Raw genomic sequence first — 13,705 nt, 5'->3', positions numbered from 1 at the left:
TCAAGGTGATTTATAGTCGTATATTTTTGCAATCACTAACTATTTAGAGTTAGCACTTAACAGCAATTGAGCAATTTCCATAGCAGTAAGCTCCTGCTTCTTATAATTTTCAAGAGCTTTAATAATTTTCTTATGATTTTTAAGGGCTTTAATAATTTTGGATTTAAGATCAAATGTCTCATAGCATTTATTATCATAATTAACTATGTTATTAATATTGTTAACATAACAATATCTAAACCAGCGTCCTCTCTTGGTTATTTTAATTTTCGGTTCTATTTTTTGTATAGCGTTCAATAGTTATTCAATTCATTTCTATAAATCATGATAATAATTTTTCTCTTTCTTACTTTGCTTTTTAGCGTTAAGTAATCGTTTATCATTGCTTGCTTCCTCTTTTTTCTTTGCTTCTTCAGGATAAGTATCAACTAGCCAAGTTGCTATTTTAGAAGCAGTAAACTCTTTGCCAGCATGAGTTTTAAGGAGTTTAATAATTGCAGTTTTGCGGTCAAAAAAGACATATTTGGTAATTATATTAAGTTAAAATTCATATTACTTATATTTTTTAGACATTGTTAAATAAAGATGGATATTGTCATGAGCTAAGCGACTAGCCGTAGTCGATTTTGTAGAAATACTTTTTTCTTTTTTGTTATTGCTCGTTTGTTCTTTATCTGAGTTAGCTTTAAAAGCTCAATAATTACAGCCTTACATTGAATATTTCATGGAAAAATAAATTATAAATTCTTCAAAGTAAACAAATTAATTATATAGAAATAAAAAATTAATATTATAGTGGTATAAAAATACAACTATTTTTTAAATTATATAGAAATAAGGTATTTATGGGGGTAAACCTTTATTTTTTAAAAAGAATTTAAATGGTTATATCTTAGTCTTTTTTTAGGGCATACTTCAATAAACTAGATGATTTAGGAGCAAAAGAGAGTAAATAAATTTGGTATAAGATTTGTGGCATTGTTAACCAAAGATGGATATCGTCATGAGCTAAACGACTGGAAAGCATTGTTACGTGGATATTATGTTATTCCTAGCTAGAAGCGGGAATCCAGAGAAATAACCTTAATATTGCTAAACATTATTGATAAAATAAACCTAAAAAACAAGTTTTTTATAGGTTTTTACTTCCTTCCCGCTTCCGTGGGAATGACGTTAAGAGAATTTTTTACTAGACTGCTTCGTCAATTACTTCGTAATTTTCCTCGCAATGACGTTAAGCAATAAGGTTCAAACGTACTTCTTCGTTAAGTTCTTTAGCAGAAGATAATTCTATATCAAGTTCGGCAAATATCTGTACTAAGACTATAGATAAATCATTGATCATTTTATCGGTATGGGCAGGGGTTGGGATGATTCGGAGGCGTTCCGTACCTCTCGGTACGGTTGGAAAATTGATATGTTGAACGTAAATACCGTATTCATTAAGGAGTATATTTGAGGCTTTCGCCGCTTTAATCGGATCACCAATAATTATCGGCACTATATGACTTTCATTTTTCAAATAAGGTATATTAAAACGTTCAAAAGAATTTTTAAGTTTTGTAACTACTTCTTGATGTTTTATTCGTTCTTCATTTGATTTTTTGAGATGTCTAATACTATGCGTTGCAGCGGTAGAAATTACCGGCGGCAATGAAGTAGTGAAAATAAACCCTGGAGCGGTTAGTCTTATAGCGTCGACTAAATTATGGTTGCTAGTGATATAACCGCCGATAGTGCCGTATGCTTTGGCAAGTGTACCTTGAATAATATCGATTTGATCACTACAATTAAGAAGTTCGGCAATACCGCCACCCTGTTTACCGTATAAACCGACCGTATGAACTTCATCGATAAAGGTTAAAGCATTATATTTTTTGGCTAAGTTGATTATATCTTTGATAGGTGAGAAGAAACCGTCCATAGAGTAAGCCGATTCAAAAACAATAATTTTCGGTCTATTAATATCGACTGATTGTAAAAGCTCTTCTAGATGCTTAACGTCTAAATGTCTATATATATATTTCTCGGCTCTTGAACTTGTAATCCCTGCAATTATTGATGCATGATTTAGCTCATCGGAGAAAAATACTATATCTGGCATGATTTTAGCAAGACTTGCAAGTGTTGTATCATTTGCAACAAAACCGGATGTAAAAACTAAAGCTGCTTGCTTTTTGTGTAAATTTGCAAGTTCTTTTTCAAGCTCAAGAATGGCGATATTATTACCACCGATATTGCGAGTTCCGCCTGATCCAACACCGTATTTTAGCAAGGCATCTATAGAAGCTTGCATTACTTTTGCATGTTTACTCATGCCCAAATAGTCATTAATGCACCACATAACTATTTGTTTATTAGCGTGTTCTGCAAAAGGAAAATTATCGGCTTGTCTTTTTAAGGCCTTAAATTCTCGATATCTTCCTTCGCTTTTGATCTTATCTATATGTTTGCTAAATATAGTATCGTAATAAAACATTAGAACTATTGATTTGTTAGAAATTTTTTATGTGAATTGTAAAACGTACTGTGTCATCCCGTGGCTCGACCACGGGATCCATAAAAACAATAAAAAATACTAGTATTTCTACTGGATCCCGCGACTTGATTGCGGGATGACAACAGATTGCGACCATTCTACATTAAAATTAAAAAAGTTTAAAGTTATAAATGGCTTTTTGTACAATATCGTTTAATCTCTTTGAAAATGCCCCTGTATCAGCAACCGGTTCACCCTCTAAAATACAGGCTTGATCAAATATTAGATTAACCAATTCTTCATTATTTTTATTATTTGCTTTTAGGTCATTAAAGATTTTCTCTATGATTTTATTTTTAGGGTTTAGCTCTAAATTTTTAGCTGAGGCATTAGCTATTTGTTTCTGCTCAATCAAAAATCTCTCCATACGAATATCCATAGCAGCGTCGCTAACGGCAAGACAAGCAGGGCTTGAAGTAAGTTTTTTAGAGATCTTAACTTCTTTTACTAATTCCCCGAGTGTCTCTTTAAAATAATCGGTTAGCAATTTATATTCATCATCAGATTTTTTACTATCTGTATTTTTCTTCTCAGATTGTGAAGTGGTTTGCTCTACATCGATATCGCTTCTAGTAGCAGATTTAATAGCATGTCCTTTATATTCGTTATTAACATTTACCCAAAAATCATCCACTGTATCAGTAAAAAGTAATACATCGATATTTTTACTTAACAACCCTTCGATTTGTGGGCTTGAAAGTAATTTATCGGGGTTATCACCGCTTAAATAATATATAGTATTCTGCCCTTCTTTAAAATTCGCTATATATTCGTCAAGGCTGATCATTTTATTATGCAAGGCACTTCTGAATATACATACCTCTAATAATTTTTCATGATCGGTAGTAGCCTCACATAAACCCTCTTTTAAAGCACCGCCGAAATTAGCCCAAAACTTATTATATTCTTCAGGTGATTCCTCTTTCTTTTTTCTAAGCTCGCCAAGCACTCTTTTTGTAATAGCATTTTTGATTTTCTCAAGCACGCTATTATGCTGCAGTGATTCACGGCTAATATTTAGTGGTAAATCTTCTGAATCAACTACACCTCGTAAAAACCTCAAATATGACGGGATTAAATCTATATTCTCATCAGATATAAATACTCTTTTTATATATAATTTTACTCGCCTTTTGCGATCAGGGTGAAATAAGTCAAATGTTTTGCTCGATGGGATGAAAAGTAGGTTAGTAAATTCTATAGCTCCCTCGTTTTTATTATGCATCGTTATCCAAGGGTCATCAACGGCATAAGATAAGCTTTTGTAGAATTCTTTATATTGTTCTTCCGTAATTTCTGATTTCGGTCTTGTCCATAATGCAGAAGCTGAATTAAGCTGGATTTCATTATTACCGGCTTCATCAAAGAAATATATCGGTACTGCTATGTGATCGGAATAGCTTTTAACGATGTGTTTTAATCTAAAATGATCAAGGAATGTATCTTCTTCCTTTTTGATATGTAAAACGATTTCCGTGCCTCTTGTGAACTCTTTATCTGAATCTGAGACAATATATTCACCAAGCCCGTCTGATTCCCAAACATGGACTTTATCCTCACCAGCTTTTCTTGAGGTTACAGTCACTTTATCAGCTACCATAAAGCTTGAATAAAATCCAACACCAAATTGACCGATTAGCATATTATCCTTTTTAGAATCACCGGAGAGGCTTTTAAGAAAATTTGCCGTACCCGATCTTGCAATAGTACCGAGATTTTCGATTAAATCCTCTTTATTCATGCCTATGCCGTTATCACGGATAATGATTTGTCCGTTATCTTTATCGACTTTAACCGTAATTTTAAAATTGTTATCACCTGCTACTAATGCACTGTTACTTTGAGATAAATAACGTAATTTATCGCAAGCATCCGAAGCATTGGAAATTAACTCCCTCATAAAAATCTCTTTATTACTATAAAGAGAGTGAATCATTAAATTTAAAATCTTGCCAACCTCGGCATCAAACTTTTTCTTTTCTTGTGTCATACTAAACCAATTTATAAATTCTTGTTTTTAGCTTTGTTACTAGGTCAGTTTTTTTGTCATTGCGAGGAAAAACTGTAGGTTTTGACGAAGCAATCTCGTGCTATAGTCCTGAGATTGCTACGCTCCTTTTAGTTGCTCGCAATGACGATTTTGGTATCTTGTAACAAAACTTTATTTATTTAATATAGGAATTAATAATCAAATTTAAATAGTCTTCATTAATATTTTTTATCAATATCGTTTTTAAGCTATGAGTATGACCTTTAATAATTTCAATATTACTACGTGATAATTTCCATTCTTTTGCTAAATAATTTATGATTTCTTCATTAGCTTTACCTTGCTCCGGTACTGCTTTTATAGATAATTTTAGATATGGGATATTATTAATAGTTATAAAATCGCTAATTAGATTCCGGTTAGAATTAGGTTTTACTTTAAGACTAAGTAAAGCCTGATTTGAAGAAGAATTGTAATTGTAGAATTTATCCATGAATATCTTTTATCACATTTGCTTATTATTTTTAATAAAAAAAGAATCCTTGAAAAACTTTGCTTAAACTGATATAAAGTTTACCGTAAATGTTTAGCACCCTTAGCTCAGCTGGATAGAGCAACAGACTTCTAATCTGTGGGTCAGAGGTTCGAATCCTTTAGGGTGCGCCATTCTTCGATTTCCGACGCTTTTATAAAGCTATCAAACGGCGGATACAGCATAAAATCAAGCTTTTTGCCGTTTAACTGGAATATTAAGTGTCTTTCACCAAATCTCTAAACTAAGCAGCTTTTCTCTTTCTTCTAAATAGTAAATTTATCACCTTATAAAAAGAAATATTAATAATTTAATTAAAAATATTTCTCAAGTTTATTAATATAAGCTTTAATTTCTTTTGTGTTAACTAATATAGGATTATCAAAATGCCAAATTCTTCAACTCAAGGTAAATTTAGACAACATGAAATTAACAGTAAACTAGAAAAGTTTTTTAAAGAACATAAAAAGAACATAAATTAACATTAAAGAACCCAGATATGCTAAAAGACTTTAGTGTTCTTATAGTCGATTCATCTAATAACCATGATATCACATATAGCTCCATATGTAGACACAATGGAGAATTTGCTAAACTCAATACCGAATCATTACCACAAAACAGAATTCTTAGATTATGTAACGAATATAGTACCAGATCATAAATATGAAAATTTGCTTAATGGAGATAATAATGGATTAAAAGAAGAAATAATTATTAATATCCTCAAAGAACTATCATCAGACCACTCTGATGTAATGCTTAATTTAAAACCGAGTAATAACGAAAAAGAGTTTAAAGAAAAATTAGACAAGATTATTAATACTTATGAAAAAGGGAAGGAAAATCCTGAAAACAAAAAAGCAATTTCTCAAGAAATCAAAAAAGAATTAGAGAATCTAGATACATGGTGCAAAGAAACAGCTAAAAAAGATAATTCGCATGTTTTTAAAAATATTGGACAAGTTATAAAACATAGTTTTAAAGCTTTGGCTAACATAGGAAATAAAGAAGCTTTCAAAAAAGAACAGAAAGAAGTAGGTAATTTATATGGAGGTTATAACACATGCTAATAAAAATACTAAACAAACACTAGAACACATAAGGGCTACTATTATTAACAAACATAAATCTCCCCTTCCTCATTCTATTACTACTCTCAAGAATATATTGCGGGAAAGCAAGCGAGGATCTGTAGGAAGGTAAATAATAATTACTCGAAGCTGGTAAATGTGTCGATAATCGTCCACTAGGGTGTGTGTCATTAACCGAAAACCAACAAGCCGCCTTAATCTCATTTATCTTTAATTTTGGTAGCGGGAAGTTTCAAGCATCAACCTTGCCGCAGAAGCTTAACCAAGTTGAATATTTAGCGGCTGTCGATGAACTGCCAAGATGGATATACGCTAAAGGCGGTGTTAAGCTGCAAGGTTTAGCGACACGTCGGCAACATTATTATTTCCCTCTAATCCTCTATATATTAATAGATTCCCTGAATCAATCCTAATTTATTTATTCATACTTTTAGTTAAATTTCTATTGCTTTCTTAAAGCTCATTATTATGATTCTGTCTATAAGCTCATTTTTAACAAAATATTAAGATTTATAGAATTTAATAAGGATAAAGATATGAAAGAACTAATAGAATTTCTAGAAAAACGAGGTTTGAAATGGGAAGCCGATAGTTTAAGAAAGGGTAGTACAACTCTTTCTCTTTCTTATAACAACATAGGCGATACAACATTAAAGACAATTAGCGGATATCTGCAAAGAAATCAAACTATAGCCGAGAAAAAAGCAGAAAGCTTAAATGCAGAGGGTAATAATTTATGCAGTCAAGAAAAGTATGATGAAGCTATAGAAAAATATAAAGCAGCAATAAAAATCAAGAAAGGATTTGATGGATACTCATATAGGGCAGACAATTTATATGAAAGAAATAAAACAAATGCAGAAAAGGAATATAAAGAACAACAAAAACAAGTACTTTCTGCAAAAAATATTAATATTGTAGACGATAATTTAACTAAATGGAAAAAATTAGTAATAGATATAAAAGAAAAAAATCAAGTAGACATGCAAAACCTAATAAAACATATAAATCAGGATGAATTAAATAATTTTGATGATTAAACGGAATACTATATTAATTTCTGCTTTAGAAAAGGGCTTAGAAGTAGTTTATGAGCTGCTTATTAATACGTCCAACACAGCTATTAATAATAGAGAGATATTAGAAACTGCCCGTGATGGCTTAGAAAAAGTTTGTGAATTACTTATTAATAGAATGTCCATTACAGCTATTAATCAGGTTACTAATAATGGTGAAACAGCTTTAAGTATAGCTACAAATAAAGGTTTTAAAAATGTATGTGACTTATTGCATAAAATAGATGGTTTTCAAAAGTTGGTTGATGGGATAAATGATAAAGTAGCTACTAATATTGCGATAAATGCTAAAGCTATAATAAAAGACACTATAGAGAATATAGTAAACAACATTAAAGTCCTTAATAATATAACCGATATAGACAAAATAACTGCTAGTATGCAAAAGCTCATAGTTGATAAATCTACAAAATTTAAAATTATGACTATAGAAAACCAGCTTAACGAAATAATTGATAATCACAATATAAAGGTTAATAATAAAATGCAAAAAATATTTATCAATTAAGCAGACATCACTGAAGAAGGGGCAAAAGATTTTGTCGGATAATTTCCACTTTCTTTCTCCAATTTTTCAAAATGAAATATACCAAATCCAAATCCAATACTTGTTGGAATCATAATAATTAATACTCCCCAGTTTCCAAAGGTTTTTATTAAATGAGGAAAACCAAAAGAGCTAATAACATACATACAAGCAGCTGATAAAGCATATGTAAATGTTACGGAAGTAAAGCGTTTAAAGATTGGAAAATGTCTAAAACAATTTGGTACAGCCGGCATAACATTAAGGGCAAAAGCCATGATAAGTGATTGAATAATAAATATTTGATTTGGATTAGAAGCTTTATTTAATAAATATGGACATAGTAATATTGTAATAGTAAAGATACCTAATAATGCTTTTAGAATTTTTAAAGGATATATCTTATAACTTAATGCTGCTACTAAAGTTCTATTATAGATAATTTGAAATTTTGTTTTATAACTTGTTCAGGAGTACAGTTAAATTTGGTTACAAGAATATCGCCACAATAAATATATGCAAAATAAAAACATACAGGCCATGCACAATCCATTATAAATAGAGCTATTGCTGTCTTTTTATTAATTTTTTCTTTCCAAATAGGATTATTTTCTAATACTTTTATATCTCTATTAGCTTTTTCAAAAGTTTTAAGTAATTTAAGCTTTGCATTAGCAAATTCAGGAGTTTCTCGTAATGCGGTTCTTGCTAATGTTCCTACAACGGCAATAATTGCACCGATACCAAATGCATAACGCCAATTAAAGCCATAAGAAGTAACAATAGTAGCAACTCCTAGAGCTGCGAAAGTTCCTACAGTAGCGAAAACCGTAGCTAAGGCTACAATAGGATATTGTATTGGAGGCTTAGTAAACTCGGTTAAATAAACTTCTGGTTCCTATTACCTCTCCCATTGAGGACATACCTTGAACAATTCTACATAATATTATTATAATAGAAGCTGTTATACCAATTTCATTGTAAGTAGGAAGTAATGGCCATTACTATGAAGTAGCCATCATTATAGTTGTTATAACTACTGTAGTTTTTCGCCCATATGTATCACCTAAATATCCAAAAACGAGAGCCCCGACTGGTCTAAAGATAAAAGTAGCACATAAAGCTGCTATAGAGTAAAGCGAAGTAGCATAAGCATCAGCTTTTGGAAAAAAAAGCTCATTAAGAAGTACGGACATATGGACATAAAGCATAAGATCAAAATATTCCAATAAGGTTCCTACAGATAACAACCCTACAGCTTGTTTCTGTTCTTTTGTCAAATTTCTTTGTTCTCTTTTTCGTAGCCTAGCATAATTTTTGTATAAAAAATTAAATTGTAAAAAAATTATACTGTTTTGTATAAAAGTCAATAAAGGATTTTGTCTTATATAATTTAAATAGATTAATAATATCCCAATGCCTAATTACAAATCAGAGGAATATATAATATATTAGACCAAACTTTATCCCAACCTTTTGCATGAGAAATATTAGGAAAAGTTTGTTTTTTTACACATAGTGAGTTACTTGTTTTTACGTAAAGTTCTGCTATGAAAGGCGGGACTCTTTTGTCCTCCATGCCGGAGAGATGTAATTGAGGGATATTATTAACCTGCTTTGCATAATTTATCGGGTTTAACGATTTAACTAAGTAACCACGATAATTATGATATTTATCAAATTTTTCAGTATCTAAATTACCGGCAATCGTTATAATATCTTTAACATTACTATTTTGAGCGGCAATTAATATTGTAAGCCCGCCGCCACCGGAGAAGCCGACTAAGCTAAATTTTTGTCCGTTGTTGATAATATTTATGACATTGTTAATTGAATCTACGACTTCCTGCCCCATTCTTTTATCTAACCAATAATCGCTAATGCATTTTGAGTTCATTTCTAAAGGAGTATATTGGCAAGGTCTTGCTATATAAACAATATTCGGTCTTTTATCCATTGTAGCAAGCTTTAAGAGCATCGGATTAACGGGAGTAGGGTTGTTGGAATTAGCCGATCTACCCGCAAGATGTCCATCTCCCTCAATATAGAATACAAAAGGTAGGTTACGGTCGGTAATACGCTGATAAGTCGTAAGAGTAAAATCACCTCCGTTTACTAGCTGCATCTGAAAGTTATTTTGAGTTGCTATATCTTGCGAATGCTTTACCCTACTAGCTACATCATGGGTAGTAGAACACCCTGAAAGAAATATTGATGTAAGGAATATTATACAAAGAAGTTTTTTCATAATATTTAAGGTAATATTTGGTAGGAGTTATTTACATGGCTTTAATGACATTCCTGTGTGGACATCAAATCGTCATTGCGAGCGGACATTGTTACGTGGATCAATTGCACCTCTGTCATCCCGTGGCTTGACCACGGGGTGACACAGTGGATTTTATCGAACCACGCAGGGCAGGCAATACCTGCTCGCAATGATGACAGAAAATAATTAAAACGGTATTTCGTCGTCTAAGTCGCTATGATCAAAGGAATGATTTTTAGTTTCAGGATGTTTATATTCGCTATGCCCTGAATCTTGAGTATGATTATTAGAGCTTTTACTATCTAATAATATTAATTGTGAATTAAAGTTTTGTAACACAACTTCCGTGGTATATTTTTCTTGACCTGAATTATCATTCCACTTACGGGTTTGCAATGAACCTTCAATATACAATTTACTACCTTTTGTGACATAGCGTTCTACAACAGATACTAACCCTTCACTAAATATCACTACTCTATGCCATTCAGTTCGTTCTTTTCGTTCGCTGGTAATGCGATCTTTCCAAGTTTCGGTTGTTGCTAAGGAAAGATTAATGATTTTTTTCCCTTCGCCCGTAGTTCTAATTTCCGGATCACGCCCTACATTACCTATTAATATTACTTTATTTAAACTACCTGCCATAGATTACTACCTATTTTAAAATATTATTTATTGCAATAATAAAATAAAAGAGCCTATAATACTACAGGTTTTTTAAAAAATATCTCAAAATTTTTGTAGTGAAGTGATTATGAACCAAGAATATATTAAGGTACGCGGTGCTAAAGAGCATAATCTAAAAAATATAAATATTGATATTCCAAGGAATAAATTTGTTGTTATCACCGGTCTTAGCGGTTCAGGCAAGTCTTCTTTAGCTTTTGATACTATTTATGCAGAAGGTCAAAGGCGATATGTTGAAAGCTTATCTTCATATGCAAGGCAATTCTTACATTTACAAAATAAACCGAATGTGGAATCTATTTCCGGATTATCGCCTGCTATTGCAATTGACCAAAAAACTACTTCTAAAAATCCTCGTTCTACGGTTGGAACTATAACGGAAATTTACGATTATCTTAGGTTATTATATGCAAGGGTGGGTATTCCTTACTCTCCGGCAACCGGTCTTCCGATACGTAGCCAAACGGTTTCCGAGATGGTAGATATAATTAATGAACTACCTAAAGGTACGAAAGTATATTTACTCGCTCCTATTGTTAGAGGACATAAGGGTGAGTTCAAACGTGAAATTATGAATCTGAAAAAGCAAGGCTTTCAGAAATTAATAGTTAACGGTGAGGTTTGCGAAATTGATGATTTACCGAAACTTGATAAAAATAAGAAGCATAATATGGAAGTCATCGTTGATAGAATAGTTCTAGACGAAAGTTTAGGTAATAGGCTTGCAGATAGCTTAGAGAGTTCGTTAAATCTTGCCGAGGGTATTACTTATTTGGAAATTGTAGAATTGCCGCCGGCAGTTAAGACCGAGTTTGAAAAAAATCAGCGTATTACTTTTTCCGAAAAATATTCTTGTCCGGCATCGGGTTTTCAGCTTACTGAAATAGAACCTCGAATCTTTTCTTTTAATAGCCCTTTTGGGGCATGTCCTAAATGTGAAGGAATAGGTAAAGAGTTTTTCTTTGATAGAGATTTAATAGTTCCGGATCAAAGAATTTCTATTAAAGACGGTGCAATAGTGCCTTGGGGTAGTACATCTTCTAAATTTATCCTAGAAACATTAAAGGCTCTTGCTGATCATTATAAATTTTCTATTGAAGTACCTTTTGTAAGTTTATCACAAAATGTTAAGGATATTTTATTTGAAGGTTCAGGAGAAGAGGCAATAAAGTTTGAATTTCACGACGGTTCTAAAACGCAAATAATAAAACAACCTTTTGCCGGTATAATACCAAGTTTGCAAGAAAAGGACCGTACTATAGAATCGGTTTTAATTAAAGAAGAACTAGCTAAATTTAAGTCAGAACATAAATGTACTGCCTGCTCAGGGTTTAGATTAAAAGACGAAGCATTATGCGTTAAAATAGCGAATCTTCATATAGGCGAAGTAGCAGGTATGAGTATTGCAGCCTTGCAAAAATGGTTTAGTCACTTAGAAGAAAAATTAAATAAAAAGCAATTATTTATTGCCGAACGTATACTAAAAGAAATTACCGAGAGATTAAAATTTCTTATGAATGTTGGGCTTGATTATCTAACGTTATCACGAGAAGCAGGTACTTTATCGGGAGGGGAAAGTCAGCGTATTCGTCTTGCATCTCAAATAGGTTCAGGGCTTAGCGGTGTTTTATATGTACTTGATGAGCCGTCTATCGGTCTTCATCAACGAGATAATACAAGATTAATTGAGACACTAAAAAGGCTTAGAGATCTGGGTAATACCGTTTTGGTAGTTGAGCATGACGAAGAAACAATGTATGAAGCAGACCATATTATTGATATAGGACCGGGAGCCGGTATTCACGGCGGTCGTGTTATTGCGGAAGGAAATGCTGAAGAAATAAAGAATTTTGAAGAAAGTATTACAGGTAGGTATCTAAGCGGTCGTCAAACAATCAAAGTGCCGTCTGAAACAAGAGTAGGGCATGATAATAGGGCAATTGAATTACTTGGGGTGGTTTCCAATAATTTAGATAATGTTGATATCAAAATTCCGCTTGGTACTTTTACTGCTATAACGGGAGTATCGGGAAGCGGTAAATCAAGCTTGATGATTCATACTCTATATAGAGCGGCTCTAAAGCATTTAGAGCCAACTAGCAAAGTATTTCCTGGCAAATATAGAGAATTAAAAGGACTTGAATATATTGATAAAATTATCGATATTAATCAATCTCCGATAGGTAGAACTCCTCGTTCAAACCCTGCGACTTATACAGGTGCCTTTACCCATATTAGAGATTGGTTTGTGGAATTACCTGAATCAAAAGCTAGAGGGTATAAAGTAGGCAGATTTTCGTTTAACGTTAAAGGCGGTAGATGTGAAGCATGCCAAGGTGACGGGCTGATTAAAATTGAGATGCATTTCCTACCTGACGTATATATGAAATGTGATATTTGTAATGGTCACAGATATAATAGAGAAACGCTTGAAATAAAATATAAAGGCAAGTCTATTGCTGATGTTTTGATGATGACTGTAGAAGATGCAATGCAGTTTTTTGAAAAAATACCGTTAATCTATGAAAAACTAATTACCTTAAATGAGGTGGGTCTAGGTTATATCAAAATCGGTCAGTCTGCTACTACTCTTTCAGGAGGCGAGGCACAACGTGTTAAGCTTGCTAAAGAATTATCAAGACGTTCAACCGGTAAAACGCTTTATATACTTGATGAACCGACTACAGGACTACATATAGACGATATTAATAAATTGTTAAAAGTATTACATAAACTTGTTGATATGGGCAATACCGTTTTAGTTATCGAGCATAATTTAGATGTTATAAAAACGGCAGATTATATTATTGATGTCGGTCCTGAAGGCGGTGACAAAGGTGGTAAGATAGTTGTATGCGGCACTCCTGCCGATATCGCTGCCTGTGAGGAAAGCCATACCGGTAGATATTTAAAGCAATATTTGAAATAAGTATAATGCCGTCAGCGTTCACGGGTGTTGCGTGTGACCTATTATTCCTCTCTGTCATCCTGT

Annotated in this window: 15 protein-coding genes and 1 tRNA gene; 7 read left to right on the top strand and 9 right to left on the bottom strand. The window is 32.5% G+C overall.

Features of this window, described 5'->3' with window-relative positions:
• Window positions 1-39: 39 nt before the first annotated feature.
• From MB29_RS12745 to MB29_RS03925, 4 genes are all read right to left on the bottom strand, one after another.
• Window positions 40-297, bottom strand: a complete 258-nt coding sequence (locus MB29_RS12745) for a hypothetical protein (protein ID WP_032139145.1) — start codon at window positions 295-297, stop codon at window positions 40-42.
• A 937-nt stretch (window positions 298-1,234) separates the two neighbouring features.
• Window positions 1,235-2,479 (bottom strand): 5-aminolevulinate synthase, encoded by a 1,245-nt coding sequence (hemA, locus tag MB29_RS03935; RefSeq protein WP_032139144.1) that lies wholly within the window; start codon window positions 2,477-2,479, stop codon window positions 1,235-1,237.
• A 169-nt stretch (window positions 2,480-2,648) separates the two neighbouring features.
• A complete protein-coding gene (gene htpG, locus MB29_RS03930; protein WP_032139143.1) occupies window positions 2,649-4,529 on the bottom strand; it encodes a molecular chaperone HtpG in 1,881 nt (626 codons plus the stop codon).
• A gap of 175 nt (window positions 4,530-4,704) precedes the next feature.
• The gene (locus tag MB29_RS03925) at window positions 4,705-5,022 is read right to left on the bottom strand and encodes an A1G_07140 family DUF167 domain protein (protein ID WP_032139142.1); all 318 of its coding nucleotides are present in this window, start codon (window positions 5,020-5,022) and stop codon (window positions 4,705-4,707) included.
• A gap of 96 nt (window positions 5,023-5,118) precedes the next feature.
• Between MB29_RS03925 and MB29_RS03920 the strand changes: the two genes are divergently transcribed.
• The 5 genes from MB29_RS03920 to MB29_RS03900 all read left to right on the top strand — a co-directional run bounded on the left by MB29_RS03920 (window position 5,119) and on the right by MB29_RS03900 (window position 7,739).
• A tRNA-Arg gene (locus MB29_RS03920) sits at window positions 5,119-5,195 on the top strand.
• A 411-nt stretch (window positions 5,196-5,606) separates the two neighbouring features.
• Window positions 5,607-6,134 carry a hypothetical protein gene (locus MB29_RS03915; RefSeq protein ID WP_233418927.1) on the top strand — a complete coding sequence of 176 codons (528 nt, stop codon included), beginning with the start codon at window positions 5,607-5,609 and terminating at the stop codon, window positions 6,132-6,134.
• A gap of 185 nt (window positions 6,135-6,319) precedes the next feature.
• Entirely contained in the window at window positions 6,320-6,568 is a 249-nt protein-coding gene (locus MB29_RS03910; protein WP_051965307.1) for a lysozyme, read from the top strand.
• A 123-nt stretch (window positions 6,569-6,691) separates the two neighbouring features.
• Window positions 6,692-7,195, top strand: a complete 504-nt coding sequence (locus tag MB29_RS03905; RefSeq protein WP_032139141.1) for a hypothetical protein — start codon at window positions 6,692-6,694, stop codon at window positions 7,193-7,195.
• A complete protein-coding gene (locus MB29_RS03900; protein ID WP_032139140.1) occupies window positions 7,188-7,739 on the top strand; it encodes a hypothetical protein in 552 nt (183 codons plus the stop codon). Before MB29_RS03905 ends, MB29_RS03900 begins: the two co-directional genes overlap by 8 nt.
• On the opposite strand, the gene MB29_RS12740 is transcribed toward MB29_RS03900, so the two are convergent.
• The 4 genes from MB29_RS12740 to MB29_RS03885 all read right to left on the bottom strand — a co-directional run bounded on the left by MB29_RS12740 (window position 7,736) and on the right by MB29_RS03885 (window position 10,005).
• Complete coding sequence (locus MB29_RS12740) at window positions 7,736-8,035, bottom strand: hypothetical protein (RefSeq protein ID WP_032139139.1); 300 nt, start codon at window positions 8,033-8,035, stop codon at window positions 7,736-7,738. The two genes, MB29_RS03900 and MB29_RS12740, sit on opposite strands and share 4 nt — an antisense overlap.
• Before the next feature lie 143 nt (window positions 8,036-8,178).
• On the bottom strand, window positions 8,179-8,604 hold the full coding sequence (locus MB29_RS13435; protein ID WP_267881737.1) for an MFS transporter: 426 nt from the start codon (window positions 8,602-8,604) through the stop codon (window positions 8,179-8,181).
• 157 nt (window positions 8,605-8,761) lie between these two features.
• Window positions 8,762-9,037, bottom strand: coding sequence for an MFS transporter (locus MB29_RS13430; protein WP_267881736.1), 276 nt, complete (start codon window positions 9,035-9,037; stop codon window positions 8,762-8,764).
• 140 nt (window positions 9,038-9,177) lie between these two features.
• Window positions 9,178-10,005: an alpha/beta hydrolase family protein gene (locus MB29_RS03885; RefSeq protein WP_032139137.1), complete on the bottom strand. Its 828-nt coding sequence runs from the start codon at window positions 10,003-10,005 to the stop codon at window positions 9,178-9,180.
• A gap of 57 nt (window positions 10,006-10,062) precedes the next feature.
• Between MB29_RS03885 and MB29_RS11545 the strand changes: the two genes are divergently transcribed.
• The gene (locus MB29_RS11545; protein WP_215426221.1) at window positions 10,063-10,212 is read left to right on the top strand and encodes a hypothetical protein; all 150 of its coding nucleotides are present in this window, start codon (window positions 10,063-10,065) and stop codon (window positions 10,210-10,212) included.
• Here MB29_RS11545 and MB29_RS03880 read toward each other — a convergent pair whose 3' ends face one another.
• Window positions 10,213-10,671, bottom strand: a complete 459-nt coding sequence (locus MB29_RS03880) for a single-stranded DNA-binding protein (protein WP_032139136.1) — start codon at window positions 10,669-10,671, stop codon at window positions 10,213-10,215.
• Window positions 10,672-10,780: 109 nt separating this feature from the next.
• On the opposite strand from MB29_RS03880, the gene uvrA reads away from it, so the two are divergent.
• The gene (uvrA, locus tag MB29_RS03875; RefSeq protein ID WP_032139135.1) at window positions 10,781-13,642 is read left to right on the top strand and encodes an excinuclease ABC subunit UvrA; all 2,862 of its coding nucleotides are present in this window, start codon (window positions 10,781-10,783) and stop codon (window positions 13,640-13,642) included.
• The last annotated feature ends 63 nt before the right edge of the window (window positions 13,643-13,705 follow it).

Source organism: Rickettsia tamurae (assembly GCF_000751075.1).
Taxonomy (GTDB): domain Bacteria; phylum Pseudomonadota; class Alphaproteobacteria; order Rickettsiales; family Rickettsiaceae; genus Rickettsia; species Rickettsia tamurae.
This window is presented reverse-complemented; position numbering and strand designations above follow the sequence as displayed.

What these genes read in the sequence shown, in the direction of transcription:
- hemA (WP_032139144.1), bottom strand. Translation starts at nt 2,479, where the DNA reads ATGTTTTATTACGATACTATATTTAGCAAACATATAGATAAGATCAAA.
- htpG (WP_032139143.1), bottom strand. Translation starts at nt 4,529, where the DNA reads ATGACACAAGAAAAGAAAAAGTTTGATGCCGAGGTTGGCAAGATTTTA.
- MB29_RS03925 (WP_032139142.1), bottom strand. Translation starts at nt 5,022, where the DNA reads ATGGATAAATTCTACAATTACAATTCTTCTTCAAATCAGGCTTTACTT.
- MB29_RS03915 (WP_233418927.1), top strand. Translation starts at nt 5,607, where the DNA reads ATGATATCACATATAGCTCCATATGTAGACACAATGGAGAATTTGCTA.
- MB29_RS03905 (WP_032139141.1), top strand. Translation starts at nt 6,692, where the DNA reads ATGAAAGAACTAATAGAATTTCTAGAAAAACGAGGTTTGAAATGGGAA.
- MB29_RS03900 (WP_032139140.1), top strand. Translation starts at nt 7,188, where the DNA reads ATGATTAAACGGAATACTATATTAATTTCTGCTTTAGAAAAGGGCTTA.
- MB29_RS12740 (WP_032139139.1), bottom strand. Translation starts at nt 8,035, where the DNA reads ATGGCTTTTGCCCTTAATGTTATGCCGGCTGTACCAAATTGTTTTAGA.
- MB29_RS03885 (WP_032139137.1), bottom strand. Translation starts at nt 10,005, where the DNA reads ATGAAAAAACTTCTTTGTATAATATTCCTTACATCAATATTTCTTTCA.
- MB29_RS03880 (WP_032139136.1), bottom strand. Translation starts at nt 10,671, where the DNA reads ATGGCAGGTAGTTTAAATAAAGTAATATTAATAGGTAATGTAGGGCGT.
- uvrA (WP_032139135.1), top strand. Translation starts at nt 10,781, where the DNA reads ATGAACCAAGAATATATTAAGGTACGCGGTGCTAAAGAGCATAATCTA.